The sequence below is a fragment of the Paenibacillus sp. LPE1-1-1.1 genome (assembly GCF_040676435.1).
GTDB lineage: Bacteria > Bacillota > Bacilli > Paenibacillales > Paenibacillaceae > Pristimantibacillus.
Window position 1 is genome coordinate 263016 of sequence record NZ_JBEGHY010000012.1, and the last position, 16124, is coordinate 279139.

General features: G+C 48.7%; 8 protein-coding genes. All 8 read left to right on the top strand.

Annotation, left to right across the window (positions count from 1 at the left end; translation table 11 throughout):
* Nucleotides 1-67: 67 nt before the first annotated feature.
* The 8 genes from MRBLPE1_RS11905 to MRBLPE1_RS11940 all read left to right on the top strand — a co-directional run bounded on the left by MRBLPE1_RS11905 (nt 68) and on the right by MRBLPE1_RS11940 (nt 15687).
* Nucleotides 68-1861 carry a sensor histidine kinase gene (locus MRBLPE1_RS11905; protein WP_364145518.1) on the top strand — a complete coding sequence of 598 codons (1794 nt, stop codon included), beginning with the start codon at nt 68-70 and terminating at the stop codon, nt 1859-1861.
* Nucleotides 1854-3389, top strand: coding sequence for a response regulator transcription factor (locus MRBLPE1_RS11910; RefSeq protein ID WP_364145520.1), 1536 nt, complete (start codon nt 1854-1856; stop codon nt 3387-3389). Before MRBLPE1_RS11905 ends, MRBLPE1_RS11910 begins: the two co-directional genes overlap by 8 nt.
* A 133-nt stretch (nt 3390-3522) precedes the next feature.
* The gene (locus MRBLPE1_RS11915) at nt 3523-4482 is read left to right on the top strand and encodes an ABC transporter permease (protein WP_364145521.1); all 960 of its coding nucleotides are present in this window, start codon (nt 3523-3525) and stop codon (nt 4480-4482) included.
* A gap of 11 nt (nt 4483-4493) precedes the next feature.
* A complete protein-coding gene (locus MRBLPE1_RS11920; RefSeq protein WP_364145522.1) occupies nt 4494-5393 on the top strand; it encodes a carbohydrate ABC transporter permease in 900 nt (299 codons plus the stop codon).
* Nucleotides 5394-5451: 58 nt separating this feature from the next.
* Entirely contained in the window at nt 5452-7140 is a 1689-nt protein-coding gene (locus tag MRBLPE1_RS11925; protein WP_364145524.1) for an ABC transporter substrate-binding protein, read from the top strand.
* A 137-nt stretch (nt 7141-7277) separates the two neighbouring features.
* On the top strand, nt 7278-9434 hold the full coding sequence (locus MRBLPE1_RS11930) for an alpha-galactosidase (RefSeq protein ID WP_364145526.1): 2157 nt from the start codon (nt 7278-7280) through the stop codon (nt 9432-9434).
* A 551-nt stretch (nt 9435-9985) separates the two neighbouring features.
* On the top strand, nt 9986-11980 hold the full coding sequence (locus tag MRBLPE1_RS11935) for a glycosyl hydrolase (RefSeq protein WP_364145528.1): 1995 nt from the start codon (nt 9986-9988) through the stop codon (nt 11978-11980).
* 74 nt (nt 11981-12054) lie between these two features.
* A complete protein-coding gene (locus MRBLPE1_RS11940) occupies nt 12055-15687 on the top strand; it encodes a glycosyl hydrolase (RefSeq protein ID WP_364145530.1) in 3633 nt (1210 codons plus the stop codon).
* Nucleotides 15688-16124 lie beyond the last annotated feature (437 nt).

The following is a 16124-nucleotide window of genomic DNA, read 5'->3' on the forward strand; positions in this document are numbered from 1 at the left end:
TTTTTTTAACCACTGTCTGAAACCTTAACAACCGGCAATGCCGGCAATTCAAATAGGCGGTGCATCTATGTCTCATATCTCAGCAATTATGAACAACATTCTTATACGCAAAAAACTGATCGTGAGCTATGTATTCGTCGTGTTTCTTCCTGTTATGACCGTTGGGCTTCTGCTCACTGAATCACTTCGGGACCAGTCGGTTCAACACGCGGTTGAGCAGTCCGTCAACAATGTAGAGAAAGTCAAAAAACAAATTGAAGAAACACTTGCGGTACCAAATGACGTGTCGAGCAAAATCTATTTCGATAAAAAGCTGAAAAGGTTAGTGACCACAAGTTACAAGAGTGACCTCGATGTGTACCGGGCTTATTCGGATTATACGGATTTTATTGACTTCATGGAATTGTATCCAGAAATCAGCGGAATTCGGATCTATGTCTTTAACAAGACAATGCTGGAGAATTGGACGTTTTTTCAAATCAATGAAGAGCTGATGAAATCGGATTGGTATATCGAATCCCTAAAGAAACGCGGAAAAATCGGGTGGTATTCCATACCGGACCCTACGAAAGAAAATAATAACTATTTAAGCTTGGTCCGTCAGCTCTATACGGCGGATTTGGTTTACTGCGGCATGCTGGTAATCCCGGTTAACTCGCATAAATTTCAGTCCATTATTAGTCAAGAGCCCTTTAATACATATATCTTAACCGATCAAGACCGTGTAATCACTTCGAACACTTCATCACATCATGTGAAAGCAGTCGAACAATTGCTGGAGTCAGACCATGATCTGAAGAAAAGAGCTGTTGTTATTAAGGATGTGACTGTAGAAGGAAAGCCGATGAAAGTTATTGTTCAATCACTGGCGCTTGAGAATAGTGACCAATCACTCAGAATAGTAAGCCAGATCCCGCTGGAGACGATTCTACAGGATGCGGAGCGGGTCAGTATGATCGCGTTTTTCATTATTGGAGGAAGCCTTTTGTTATCCAGTATTTTTATATTCATTTTCTCCGGCATGTTAAGCAGTCGCGTTCAGCTTTTGAGTCAGGACTTGCGAAAAGTAGCGATGGGGGATCTTTCGCTTCGATCTGCCGTGCAAGGAAGTGATGAAATTGGCCAGTTGGCGAGGCACATCAATTACATGGTCGAAAGTATTGAAGAACTCGTAAGAGAAATTAATGAAGCTAAGAGCCTCCAGTACGAGCTTGAGCTGAAGCAGAAAGAGGTCCGGTTTAAAATGTTGGCAAGCCAAGTCAACCCTCATTTTCTTTTCAATGTGCTGGAGACCGTTCGGATGAAAGCCTACGTGGCAGGTGAAGAAGATCTTGCCAATGTTGTGAAGTCATTGGGTCGAATACTGCGGAATAACTTGGAGATCGGTCAAGAGCCGGTGTCGCTTGAATCAGAGATTGAGCTTATTCGGATGTACTTGGATATCCAGCATTTTCGATTTGGGGACAAACTGACGTTCACGCTGCCATGTGCGGAGGAGGCGCAAGGTATTACAATTCTTCCGATGCTTCTCCAACCAATTGTAGAGAATGCGATCGTTCATGGCATTGAGAACAAACTTGGAAAGGGACACATTCATCTTCAAATCATCCGGGATCAATCAACAATATGCTTGGTTGTAGAGGATGATGGAGTCGGTATCCAGCCGCTTCGGTTACGAGAAATCGTTCACGAGATTTATGAAGAAGAGGATCGGTTAGAGCACCGGATTGGACTTCGTAATGTTGAGCAGCGGATCAGGCTGTACTATGGAACAGAATACGGGATGCAGATCACGAGTCAAATTGGTGCCGGAACGTGTATTCGAATTATTTTGCCCTTACAGGAGGAATTAAATGTATAAATTAGTAATTATTGATGATGAACCACTCATTCGGCAAGGTCTGCGTGCCATAATCGACTGGTCCAGTTACGACATCGAGCTTTGCGGCGAAGCGGATAATGGGATCGACGGGCTGAGACTTTGTCAGGAGCAGAAGCCGGATCTCGCAATCGTGGATATAAAAATGCCGGGACTGAATGGGCTTCAGGTCATTGAGCAATCGAAGAAACTAGGCTTGCACATTGACTTTATTGTATTAAGCGGATACTCAGAGTTCGCCTACGCACAGAAGGCGACGGAATACGGGGTGCGCTGTTATTTGCTCAAACCGATCGAACAGACCGAAATGATCCAAAAAATAAAACTGTTCCGGGAGGAATGGAAAGATCGTTACAAAGAGAAGGAGGAGCTGAAGGAAGCGCGCAGTCTGCTCATGGAACAAAAAATCATTCAATTGATGACGGGTGACAGCGTGATCGGAACGAAAGAGGATGAGAAGCACGCGGCAGCTTATTTACATCTGCCTTGGCACTCCTATGTGATCTTACTAGTCGATAACGAAGGCAGGGATATGGAACCGGGTGAGCTTAACGGTTTAGTTGGCAGTGTGAGAGCGTGGTTGCAAGGGTCGGACATAAACGGTATAGCGTTTGTGTTTCGACGCTATATTTGCATTTTGGCGGAGAAGGTAAATGTGCAAGATCTGCGGGACGGCATTCTTGCTGCGGCGCAGCAGTATGGCTTGAATTTGGTTGTCACTGTCGGTGAACAGGTAGATAAGCTGCTGAAGATCAAGGACTCTTTCGAATCCGCTTATTCCGTGATGAAAGACAAGTTTTTCATGGAAAAAACAGACGGTTTCGTGATCGCGCAGAGCAGAAAGGAACCAGCGCAGAGCCTTCCATCAGGTGATGCGTTAAAGCATTTTGCAGAAGAAGCGGCGAGTGCGATATGTTTGGGCAGTCATGCGGATATTTTGAGGATCGTTTCGAGTGCCGAAAGCTGGATGCTCTCGCTAGGGTGGCAGGAAAATCAGATTAAGGCGAGTTATATTGCGCTATATACCGAGATAACGAGCATTTTATTTCAAATGGATGACAAGATGAAAGCAGTGTTCCCTACTCTTCAGAAAACGGTAGAAGGTATTGAAGGCAAGATGATGCTGCCTGCGCTTCGTCTATATATAGAGGAGCTGCTGCATGATTTGCTGCAGCAATGGGGGAAAGAAAAGAAAAACAATAATTTTGCTAACATAGTAGCCTATATCCATACCCATTTCGCGTCCGAATTGAAGCTCGAGTCTCTTGCCGAACAATTTCACTATAACCGTACCTATCTCGGAAAGTTATTCAAGACACAAACGGGGATCTCTTTCAATGCTTATCTGGATCAGGTCAGAATAGATAAAGCTAAGCTGTTGTTAGCGGGTGGGGCGAAGGTTTATGAAGCGGCTTCCTTAGTCGGATACTCCAGTGTGGATTATTTTCACTTAAAGTTCAAAAAAATTGTCGGTATTGCGCCATCCGTCTACAGAGAAAAGTGGCGCTGAAAGCCCGAATCTGTTTAAAACCTCTCATTTTTACATGAATAATGTCGTATTCACAGCTTATTGCAAACGCTTCAACACTTTTATAATTAGTCATGTAAACGGTTTACTTTTAAGCAAAGGAGCATAACGAAACATGAAGACCTTAAGTCAGACAACCTCTGCCGCTTCGCTTCAAGTAAAGCGGAGAAATAAATGGCGGATTGTTCTGGAGCAGCGTTATCTCTTTCTGATGTCGCTGCCATTCGTAGTATGGGTATTTGTTTTTAGCTATTTACCCTTATGGGGCTGGTTGATGGCGTTCCAGAAGTACAAGCCAGGACGTTCCTTCACAGAGCAGGATTGGGTAGGATTCGAGAACTTTATCAAATTATTTCAAGAACCGCATTTTTACATGGTGCTCCGCAACACGATGGCCATGAGCTTGATGGGTTTGGCTGTCGGATATACCGTCCCTATTCTTTTTGCAATTCTCTTGAATGAGATTCGGGTATCATTCTTTAAGCGTAGTATTCAAACGATATCGTATCTGCCTCATTTTGTGTCCTGGGTTGTTGCGGCAGGCATTATTACGAAAATGCTTTCCACCGATGGCGGAATCGTCAATGACGTGCTTCTCGCCCTGAACATTATCGATGAGCCTATCGCATTCATGGCAAAGGGGGAGTGGTTCTGGGGAATCGTCACCATATCGGATCTTTGGAAGGAGATGGGCTGGAACTCGATTATTTTCCTGGCCGCCATTTCCGGCATCGACCCGGAATTGTATGAAGCCGCAAAAGTAGACGGTGCCGGCAGGTTTAAACGTATGTGGCATGTCACGCTGCCAGGTATTCGTCCAACCATGATGGTTATGTTGATCTTGTCGATCGGTTGGCTGACAAGCATCGGGTTCGAGAAGCAGTTTCTTTTAGGCAATGTGCTTGTGCAGGATTATTCCGAAGTGCTCGATCTCTATGTGTTGAATTACGGAATCAATTTAGGTCGCTATTCGTTTGGTGTAGCGGTCGGAATTGTAAACTCTCTCGTAGCGATTGTGCTGCTCCTGGTTTCAAACCGGATCTTCAAGCGTTTGACCAACGAGAGTGTCATTTAGGAGGCAAGGAAATGAATGTAAAACTGAGAACAGCACCAGGAGATCTTATATTCAATGTGTTTTTGTACACTTTCATGCTGTGTATTGGCATCGTCACTATATATCCGTTTCTTAACGTGCTGGCCATCTCTCTAAATGATTCCATTGATACGGTCAGAGGGGGCATATATTTACGGCCTCGTATATTTACACTCGAGAATTATAAACAGATCTTTATGTATAACAACCTAATTATCGCCTTTCAAAATTCCGTCATCCGGACGCTTGTCGGAACTTTACTCGGTATATTCAGTTCATCCATGATCGCGTTCGTGCTGAGCCGGAAAGATTTCATTGCGAGAAAGCAGGTATCCTTATTTTTCGTGCTGACGCTGTATTTCTCCGGCGGATTGATTCCAAGCTATATGCTCATGCGGGATCTTAATTTGATCAATACATTCTGGGTGTATGTTCTTCCAGGATTGGTCAATGCGTGGAATGTATTCGTTGTCCGGTCCTATATGGATGGTCTTCCCTATAGTCTGCAGGAATCCGCCAAGCTTGACGGAGCGAGCGATCTGACCATCTTTTTTAAAATTATTCTTCCGCTCTGCAAGCCGGTACTCGCAACGATTGGACTGTTTATCTCCGTCGGTCAATGGAATTCCTGGTTTGATACCTATCTGTACAACAGCACCGAAGCACATTTAACAACTTTGCAGTATGAACTTATGAAAATCTTGTCCAATACACAGGCTGGGGCAAGCTCGGATATATCAAGGCTGGGTGACTCTTCAATTAGCAACAAGGTATCACCGGAATCCATCCGTGCAGCTATTACGATTGTTGCAACGCTCCCCATTCTACTCGTGTACCCGTTTTTGCAAAAATATTTCGTTAAAGGTTTGACGCTGGGTGCTGTGAAAAGCTGATTTTGCTATAAATAGACAACTATTTATGCTTACAAAATTAAACAGGAGGGTTAAAGAAATGCTTAAGAGAACAAAATTGCTCACGATTATTATGCTTGCCGGCTTGCTTGTTATGTCAGCCTGCACGGGCTCGAACAGTACTCAAAAGAATGCAGAAGAAGGCGGAACCAACGAGGCGGTAACAGATGACAAGTCGCCGATCACAGTTACGATGTTCAGCGCTTCCCAAAATACACAATGGGATGATATGCAAAGCCCAGTCGGCCAAAAGATTAAAGAAATGACAGGAGTTACACTCAAGCCAGACTTTCCGGTTGGAGATCCCAAGCAGAAGATATCATTGATGGCTGCCAGTGATGAATATCCGGATCTGATCTTCGCCAGCAATAATGCGAATATTATCGTCGATGCCGGCGGACTGATTGATCTTGCGCCGCTTATCGACAAATACGGGCCTAATATCAAGAAGCTGTATGGCGATTATTTGAAGCGATTAAGATGGAGTAAGGATGATAAGTCCATTTATTTCCTGGGTACCTACGGCGTCAACCAGCAGCAATGGGAACCGCTCGACGGCTTTCAGCTTCAGCATCGCGTCGTGAAAGAATTAGGTTATCCGCAGTTGAAGACGGTACAGGATTATGAGAAGGCGATCCGCGCTTACATCGAGAAACACCCGACAACCGATGGACAACCGACACTTGGAATATCCTTATTGGCAGATGATTGGCGTATTGCGCAATCCGTAACCAATCCGGCTCTTTTCTCAACAGGCGGATCCGATGATGGGGAATGGTATATTGACGATAAGACCCAGAAGCCTGTTATTCACTACACGCGCCCGGAAGAGAAAGAGTATTTCAAGTGGCTCAATCATATGTACAATTCAGGCCTTATCGATCCGGAAAGTTTTATCCAAAAATACGATCAATATAAAGCAAAGATCGCTTCGGGACGCGTACTTGCGGTTATCGACTCCAAGTGGCAGTATCGTGAGCCGGAGCAGGCGTTAAGACAAGAAGGCAAGGAAGATCAAATGTACGGTATGTATCCGATCGTTCTGAACGAATCGTTCAAGAACCGGAACTTCCAAAGTGCAGGCTATTCCGGCGGCGTAGGCGTTGGTATTTCAAAAAGTGCAAAAGATCCGGTACGCCTGATCAAATTTTTGGATTGGCTCTGTTCCGATGAAGCGCAAATACTGAACAACTGGGGTATCGAAGGTGTTAACTATACGGTCGTAGACGGCAAACGCACGATCTCGAAGGAAGAGATGGAGAAACGTGTACAAGATCCGCAATTCAGCAAGAAAACCGGTATCGGTGTGTATGGGTATCCTTTCCCGCAATATGGCGATGGCGTATTGGATCCTTCCGGGCAGCCTTATACCGTGAAAACAGAGCAGCAGATTATTGACGATTACACGGCAACCGAGAAGGAAGTTCTAGCCAAGTATGGGGCAACGATGTGGAAGGATATTTATCCAAAGGTATCGGAATTCCCGGTGAAGCCTTGGGGATCGGCATGGCAAATTAATATTCCGCAGGAATCCGACGGAGCCATTACTATGCAGAAAATTACGGATTTAGTCCGGAAGCGGATTCCTGAGATGATTATGTCAAAACCCGACGTATTCGATGGCCTATGGGACTCCTTCCAAAAGGAACTGGAGCAAGCAGGCGTGCATGAGCTGGAAAAGCAGTTCGAGGGTTTATTAAAAGAACGGATCGAATTGTTCAATGAATAGCTGATTTTCATGATTTCTGGCTTGCGCCGATTAATGAGCAAGCGACTGTCAGGATTAACATTCTGGCAGTCTTTAGCTTTAATTGTTTAATTAGGAAAGATAAGACGCAAAATGATGCAGGAGGCCAGGATATTCGTATGTTAGTTCAATTTCATGAAGCAGAAGGCATTTTTCATTTACAATCCAAAGCAATGAGCTACATCATACAGCTCGTAAACGGTACGCCTGCGCATGTCTATTGGGGCAAGAAGCTTCACGAAAACGGGAACCTAACAGGATTGTTGAACACGCAGAAGAATACAGGGCTTGACCGATTACCACAGGAGTATCCGCAATACGGCTCAGGCGATTTCCGGTGTCCGGCTTATCAGGTTCAATTATCCGATGGAAGCAGAATAACGGAGCTGGCCTATAAAGGGCATCGGATTATACAAGGAAAGCCTCAGCTGGATTCGCTTCCTGCCGTCTACTGTGAGAACGATTCAGAGGCTCAAACCTTGGAGCTTATACTATTTGACTCCTACAGCGGCTTAATGGTGCTGCTGAGCTATACCGTTTTTGCAGCGTTTAACGCTATTGCACGCTCCGTCCGTTTTATAAACGGAGGAGATCAGCCGCTCCGGCTGAACCGGGCACTAAGCGCCAGCGTTGATCTGCCTAAGCCGGATTACGAAATAATGTATTTATCCGGTGCATGGATCCGGGAAGGTAACATACAGCGCAGACCGATTGGACCAGGCGGGACATCAATTGAGAGCCGCAGAGGGGCCAGCGGCCATCAGATGAATCCGTTCCTTGCGCTCGTCGAACCAAACGCCAAAGAAGATCAAGGCGAGGTATACGGATTTAGTCTTGTATACAGCGGGAATTTCGCAGCACAGGCGGAGGTAGATCCTTTTCAGACGGCAAGAGTGTCTATAGGCATCAACCCGTTTGATTTCGGTTGGCTTCTCGAACCGGGCGAATCATTCCAGACACCAGAGGCGGTCATGGCCTATTCCGCGGCAGGCATTGGAGAGATGTCCAGAACCTATCACAAGCTGTATCGTACCCGATTGTGCAGAGGCATTCATCGGGATCGTGTCAGACCCATATTGGTCAACAACTGGGAAGCCACCTATTTTAATTTTGATGCAGCGAAAATCGAATCGATTGCCAAGGCCGGATCGGAGCTCGGCATCGAATTGTTCGTATTGGACGACGGATGGTTCGGCAAACGGAATGATGATAGATCCTCGCTTGGCGATTGGACTGTAGACCGCAGGAAGCTGCCGGAGGGCCTTGCAGATTTGGCCGGCCGTGTCAACAAGCTTGGGCTTCAGTTTGGATTATGGGTGGAACCGGAGATGATCTCCCCGGACAGCGATCTGTACCGCAAGCATCCGGACTGGTGCATTCATGTCGAAGGCAGAAGACGGACGGAAGCGCGCACACAACTGGTGCTGGACTTCTCGAGGGCAGATGTTCGAGATTACATCTTTGATGCACTTAGTGCAATCTTTACGGAAGTGCCGGTCTCTTATATCAAATGGGATATGAATCGGAACATGACGGAAATCGGATCTGCAGCAATCTCCTCTGAGCGTCAAACCGAGGTCGCGCATCGTAACGTGCTTGGGTTATATGAGCTGCTTGAACGGCTTCTGGCCCGTTTCCCGCATATTTTATTTGAGAGCTGTTCCAGCGGAGGCGGGCGTTTTGATCCGGGTATGCTCTACTACATGCCTCAAACGTGGACCAGTGACAATACCGATGCGGTAGAACGTTTAAAGATCCAGTATGGAACAAGCCTGGTCTATCCAATCAGTACGATCGGTGCTCACGTATCGGCATGTCCGAACCATCAGGTCGGCCGGTCTACGCCTTTGACGACTAGAGGGGACGTGGCGATGTCGGGCAACTTTGGCTACGAGCTTGATTTGACAAGGTTCAGTGACGAAGAGAAACAGATTGTCAAATTGCAGGTCGAGCAGTATAAAGCAATTCGGTCGCTTGTTCAGCAGGGAGATTTGTATCGTCTGAAAAGTCCGTTCGAAGGCAATGAAACGGCGTGGATGTTCGTATCCGAGGATCAAATGGAAGCGCTGGTGTTTTATTTCAAGGTTCTGGCTGAACCGAATGCACCGGAACGAAAACTCAAGCTAAACGGACTTCATCCTTCGTTTGAGTACGCTATCGCAGGGATGGAGGAGTTATACGGAGGCGATCGTCTTATGCAGGACGGCGTATGGATTCCTGAAATTCATGGCGATTATGGCAGCACTTCTATTCATTTAAAAGCGATTGTACGTTGATGTATGCAAAAGAAGCTTTATTGATTGAAATCTTCACTGTCCAGGGATAATCAATGACTTCGGTATAGAAACAAATTCAGCGAGACGTTATGGCGGAAGCTAATCGCAATGATAGTCCCCTATAGTTAAGGATGAAAAATAATTCTATAGGGGGCTTTTTTAGGCTATTTTCAGTTGCTCATTAAAGCAGACTCCTATCAATGAGCGTACCGAAATGAATAACGTCGCAATTTAGCATAGCCAGAACCAAAACAAGATCGGCTGCATGTAAATCGGTCAAGAGAATCGGGTTGCGAGTCGAGATCATCTGTTTGGAGTTAACGGAATCGGTGTTTCTTTCCAGAAATTTGTAAGCGCATACACAATAAACTTTGGCATCAATACTTAACATTTACCTTCATTTATGCACATGCACTTTCCCTGAAAGGTGGTGATGCTTATAAAAGTATAGGTAACACGTCGCTCCCCTGAAAGGAGTGATAGAGGGGTCTTGTGATGATGGGACAGACCGAGTAAGTTTTTTTATTTTATCGGTGAAGGGGTTATGCGTATTGAAGAAATTGGGAGTTATATTCCTCTTGGTCGTATTTTGCATGTCGCTTATACCGGTCTCATTGTCGGCAAACACCGAACCCGTCGTGAAGTATGAGGCGGAGTCAGGTGTCCTGAGCGGTGTAACCGTGGCCGCGTCTGCGGCTGGTTATTCAGGTACCGGTTATGTGACCAGTTTTGATGCTTCTACGGATTCACTAGAAATTACGGTGAATGCCCCCGAACAGGCTGTTTACAATTTATCAGTCGGTTACAATGCCCCTAACGGGGACAAGTTCACGCAGCTTTTCCTGAACGGCAGTCCGGCGGGAGAAGTGTCGTTAAAGGCATCTTCCGGTTTTACGTTAACGTCCGCTGGCAAACTACTGCTTAACGCCGGCACCAATACGATTACGTTTACTAGCGGCTGGGGCTGGTACGATATTGACTACATCCAACTAGAGAAATCGGTTGTCTCAACGGACCATAACATTACGGCGAATCTCGTCAATCCTAATGCTTCAGCTGAGACCAAAACGCTGATGCGCTATCTGGCGGACCAGTACGGGCATGCTGTGCTTTCCGGCCAGCAGACGCTTTCAGACGTTAGTTGGATCCAATCCGTCACAGGCAAGAAACCGAGCGTCGTCGGCTTCGACCTCATGGATTATTCCCCGTCTCGGGTCGAGCGCGGCGCAACCTCAACAGAAATCGAGAATGCGTTGAACTGGCATTCGCAGGGCGGTATCGTTACGTTCGCGTGGCATTGGAACGCACCGACCGGCCTGATCGACGAGCCCGGCAAGGAATGGTACCGCGGGTTCTATTCTGATGCCACGACGTTCGACGTTGCTTACGCACTCGCTAATCCGAACTCCGGAGAATACAAATTGCTCATCCGTGATATGGATGCTATTGCCGTGCAACTGAAACGGCTGGAGGACGCCCGCATCCCGGTACTGTTCCGTCCGATTCACGAAGCGGAGGGCGGCTGGTTTTGGTGGGGCGCGAAAGGCCCCGAACCCGCGAAGGAGCTTTACCGGTTATTGTATGATCGGCTTACCAACTACCATAAGATCGACAACCTGATCTGGATTTGGAATTCGATCGATCCAGCGTGGTACCCGGGCAGCGATGTAGTCGATATAGTCAGTGCGGATCACTACCCGGTTGCAGGCGATTACAGTCCGGTCATCACCAAGTACGAAGCGCTCGTCTCTCTTGTACAGGATACAAAAATCGTTGCACTTACCGAAAACGGTGCCATTCCGGATCCAGACCTGCTTGTCTCGTATGGCGCGCACTGGAGCTGGTTCTGCACGTGGACGGGTGATTTTTTAAACGACGGTTCACACAACAGTACGCAACATCTCATCGATGTATACAACCATCCGTATGTCGTCACGCTTGATGAGCTGCCCAACCTGAAGGCTTACGCCTTCAACGTCTCCGCATCGGCCGGTGATGGAAAGGTCGACGTAACTTGGACGCTGGCCCCAGGCGCAGCAAGTTATGACTTGAAACGTTCGACGATGCCCGGTGGCCCTTACACGACTGTCGCTTCCCTATCGGGAGATGCGTACGCCGATACTGGCGTCACGAACGGTGTGACCTACTATTATGTCGTGCAAGCCAAGGCCGGAGGCACGGTTGTTGCGACAACATCCGAAGTGATTGCCAAGCCGCATTCGATTGTCCGAACGGTCCATGTAGACGATATTGTGCTCACAATTCAATCGGTTAAAGGTAAATCGTGGGCGCGGGCCGTCGTCGCTGTGAAAGATAGTCTCGGTACCCCGGTGAGCGGAGTAACTGTAACGGGCACTTGGTCGGGCGCGCTATCTGAGGCTGAGTCGGGCGTCACAGGTGTGGACGGTAAAGTGACTTTTGATACGAACCAGTTCAACAACTCACAGAATGGAACGTTCACCTTTACGGTGAAGGGCCTGACACACGCATCTATGCCGTACGAGCCTACTTCTGATCGATTGAAGAGCAAATCGATTACGAGATAAAACGACAACGCCCGTTTCGAACCTGGCGACGGGCGTTTCCTTTTGTACTGTACAATAATTTAGGGGGAAAAAGGGTGAAAAAGGCGATTTTTAGCAAGATTTCTGCAATTATATGTTTTTGTCTGTTATCTTATCTATTTAGTTCGTTAGGTTCAATCGGCATTGCTGAGGCCGCTGCGGATACCGTTTACGATTTCGAAGACGGTACGACGATGGGATGGGTCAAAGGTTGGGGGGAAGGATTCGAAGGCGACAACCCGGTGGGCGTGAGCGGCGATTTGGCCGCAGCGGGCAACAACTTCTCGCTTCGGATAAATTCCTCTTACGCCGGTGAGGGATGGGAAGAGGCCGTTCTGACGGTGGATACGGCGGAATCGCTCGGGAGCTATGAATCGGTATCATACGATATTATCATTCCCTCGGCGTTCGGCGGCGTTTTCGTAACCCAATCAGCATTGAACAATCAACTCTGGGCGGACCTTAAGACGAGTGAACACAACGTTGCAACGGCCCAGAAGACGACGATCAACGGAACACAATATGTTGTCGTACAAGAAACGGCATCGATCCCGGAAGGAGCTTCGCAGAAGCAACTTGTCATCAAGCTGGCCAAAAATTCAGCGGTCACGTATACCGGACCGGTATACGTGGACAATATCCGGCTGAAGGCAAGAACGGAAACAACGCCTCCCGAGGATTCGGTGGGCGTTGTGAAGGTTACCGCCCAGGATGCTGTACTAGAAGGCTATGGCGTGCAGAAGCGCGGTTCAGTGCCGGAGGGTAGCGATACGCTGTATGACGGTGAAGGCTACATCTCCTTCTACTATGCCGAGGAACCGGATGCGACCGAACCGAACGGTACAGCAACGTTTCATGTCAATGTGGCGGAGGCCGGCCTCTATAAGCTGAGCGTGGGCTATTACATCCCGTCCGGCTACGGCGGCAAGGAAACGGGCATTCAGGTAAACGGTGCCGGTGCAGGAGCGGTTGTGCTGGATGCGCCTGCAGCGGGAACTGTCAGAGAAGAGAAAATGGCGAGCAAGGTCATGCTAAATGCCGGCGCCAATACGGTCACATTTTCCCGCGGTTGGGGTTACTACGGTATCGAATACATAGAGGTCGAGTTGGACAACCCGCCAGCGGCAAGCAGCAAGCTGGAGGCCGAGGACGGCATCATGACCGGAAGCGTATCGATCGGCACGTCAGGGAGCAGATATTCCGGCAACGGCTATGCGGCATTTAAGCAGGATGGATCTTTAACGCTAACTTACACTGCCGCATCGGCAGGCATGTACGACATCGACGTCGGATACAGCTCGCCGAACGGCGAGAAGAAGACGACCCTAGCCTTGAACGGACAAACGAGCGAAATCGCATTCGCGGATACAACGGCATTCGTCGAGGTTTCAGGCGGCAGAGCGATGCTGGACGCGGGCAATAATACGATTGTGTTCACCCCGAATTGGGGCTGGTACAACATTGATTACGTAAAACTAACGGCCGCCGCGGTGCCGAAAGCTCACGATGTGGGGGGCACGCTGGTGAATCCGAATGCCACACCGGCGACTAAGAAGCTAATGGACTACCTGGTCGACCGCTACGGCCAGAACATTATTTCCGGACAGCAGGAGATGGAAGAAGCGGAATGGATTTACGAAAAGACGAGCAAGTATCCGGCTATCCTCGGCTCCGATTTAATGGATTATTCGCCTTCACGAACGGAGAGAGGCGCCACATCGACGGAAGTAGAGAAAATGATCGGGTGGTTTAAGAGGGGCGGAATCGTCGCATTGGCCTGGCATTGGAATGCCCCGAAGGATCTGATTGACGTGCCCGGTAAAGAGTGGTGGCGGGGATTCTATACAGACGCAACGAATTTCGATGTCGAGTACGCAATGAATAACCCGGAATCGGAAGAGTACCGACTGCTGCTTCGTGATATCGATGTGATCGCTGCACAATTAAAACGTCTGGAGGATGCAGGCGTCCCGGTTCTGTGGCGGCCGCTTCACGAAGCGGAGGGCGGCTGGTTCTGGTGGGGAGCCAAAGGGGCCGGACCGGTGAAAGCATTGTACCGCTTAATGTACGACCGACTGACGAATCATCACGGACTCGACAACCTGATTTGGGTATGGAACTCTGAGAAGCCGGAATGGTACCCGGGTGATGATGTGGTCGACATCGTCACCATCGATTATTACGGTCCGAACGGTGATTACAACCCCCTTATCGCGAAGTACGACAGCCTGGTCTCCCTAGCCGATGACAAGAAGATCGTCGCGCTGGCGGAAAACGGCTCTATCCCAGATCCGGATCTCCTTAAGTCCTACCGTGCAGATTGGAGCTACTTTACGACATGGGGAGGTAAGTTCCTTCGGGACGGATTGCAGAATGCGTCCGATCATATCGATAAGGTTTATAACAGTGAATATGTGATTACATTGGACGAACTTCCGAATGACCTATACGGCACGGATACGGGATCGACGAACCCGGGAAGCACGGCGCCGATAACGGGCGATACACGGGATTCGGCGCACGTCGAGGTTGACGGTACGATGTTAAGCGAAGCGTTGGATAAGCTAAACGGACAGCCTGCAGAGTCGCAAGTGTACGAGATAGAGGTAGGTGGGGATGGTTCGATGGCCGAGGTAACCATCTCGGCTGTGGCACTCGCGCAAGCGGCGGCCAGCACGCCGAATGCCGTAATCGTCATCAAATCCAAGATGGCCTCGTACATGCTCCCGGTCACCCTTGTCGACGTCGATTCCGTCGCAGCGCGATTGGGCGTGAAAGTGGATAATGTCCGCATCTCGGTCAAGATGGAGCAACTTGAAGGAACGCAAGCGAACGAAATCCGCGCCAAGGCGGAAACTTCCGGTTTCAAGCTCATCGTCGGCTTGTACGACTTCAGCATCATCGCCGAATCGGATAAGGGAAGCATCGAAATCAACGACTTTGGCAGCACGTACGTGACACGGACAATTTCGCTGGAGAGGCAAACCGACGGCAGCATGACGGCGGTCGTCGTAGATCCGGACACGGGCGAAATGTCGTTCGTTCCGGCCGTATTCGACACTAAAGATGGCAAGACGGTCGTGACGATCAAGCGAAATGGGAACAGTATTTATACCGTTGCCGAGATAAACAAAACATTCAACGACCTTGAAGGACATTGGGCGCGGACGGACATAGAGCGGCTTACGAACAAGCTGGTTATAGATGGAATCGACGACAGCCGGTTTGCGCCGCATCAATCGGTTACGCGCGCCGAGTTTGCGGCGATGCTTGCACGGGCGCTCGGGCTTGCGCCGAATACTGCAGAGGCGGGTCGCTATACGGATGTTCAGGCGGAAGACTGGTTCGCGGGCGCCGTCGGCGGCGCTGTCCAAGCCGGCCTAGTCCGGGGCTATTCGGACGGCACGTTCCGACCAGACGCGTTTATTACGAGGGAGCAGCTCGCCGTCATGGTAAACCGGGCCGCGGCATTCGCCGGTCAAACAACCTCGCCTTCCTCTGAAGTCTTTACGCGTTTGAGCGACAGCCGGTTAATCGGCTCCTGGGCCAAAGATGCCGTCAGCGGGGCGCTTGACATGGGATTAATGCAAGGGTTGCCGAACGGCCGTTTCGCACCCAGCGAGACTTCCGATCGTGCGCAGGCAGCGACTGTAATCAATCGGCTTCTGGAAAAGCTCAACTTTATTTGATGCCGTGCGGGCAAGGCGCCCCCGTAACAAGGGGGCGTTTTGTTTGTGTTCGCAATTCTGCTGCCATAAACCGACCGAGGAATCGATACGCTTCGCGGGGACGGTTTACTGCTGTCCAAGTAAATAGTCCATCGGTAAGCCAATTTTCAATCGCTAAATGAGCATATTCCCCTTGAAGATCATTCATATCATTTACAATACTATCCAATTAATCCGCCAACTTCCTTCGCTCTATCCGAGTATCCAATTATTTCACTGTGGTGGTTACAAGTCATTGAACTCCCTCGAAATGAATCATTTTTCAAGCTCACTCCCATGTCTCAACGGGGCTATGCCCTTTCGTTCCTATACATCGGATACGGGCTCGATTGCAGGGGCTTCATCCAGCATTCCGTACTTGATCATGAGATTACCTTTGTCTTCAGCGTATAGCATCT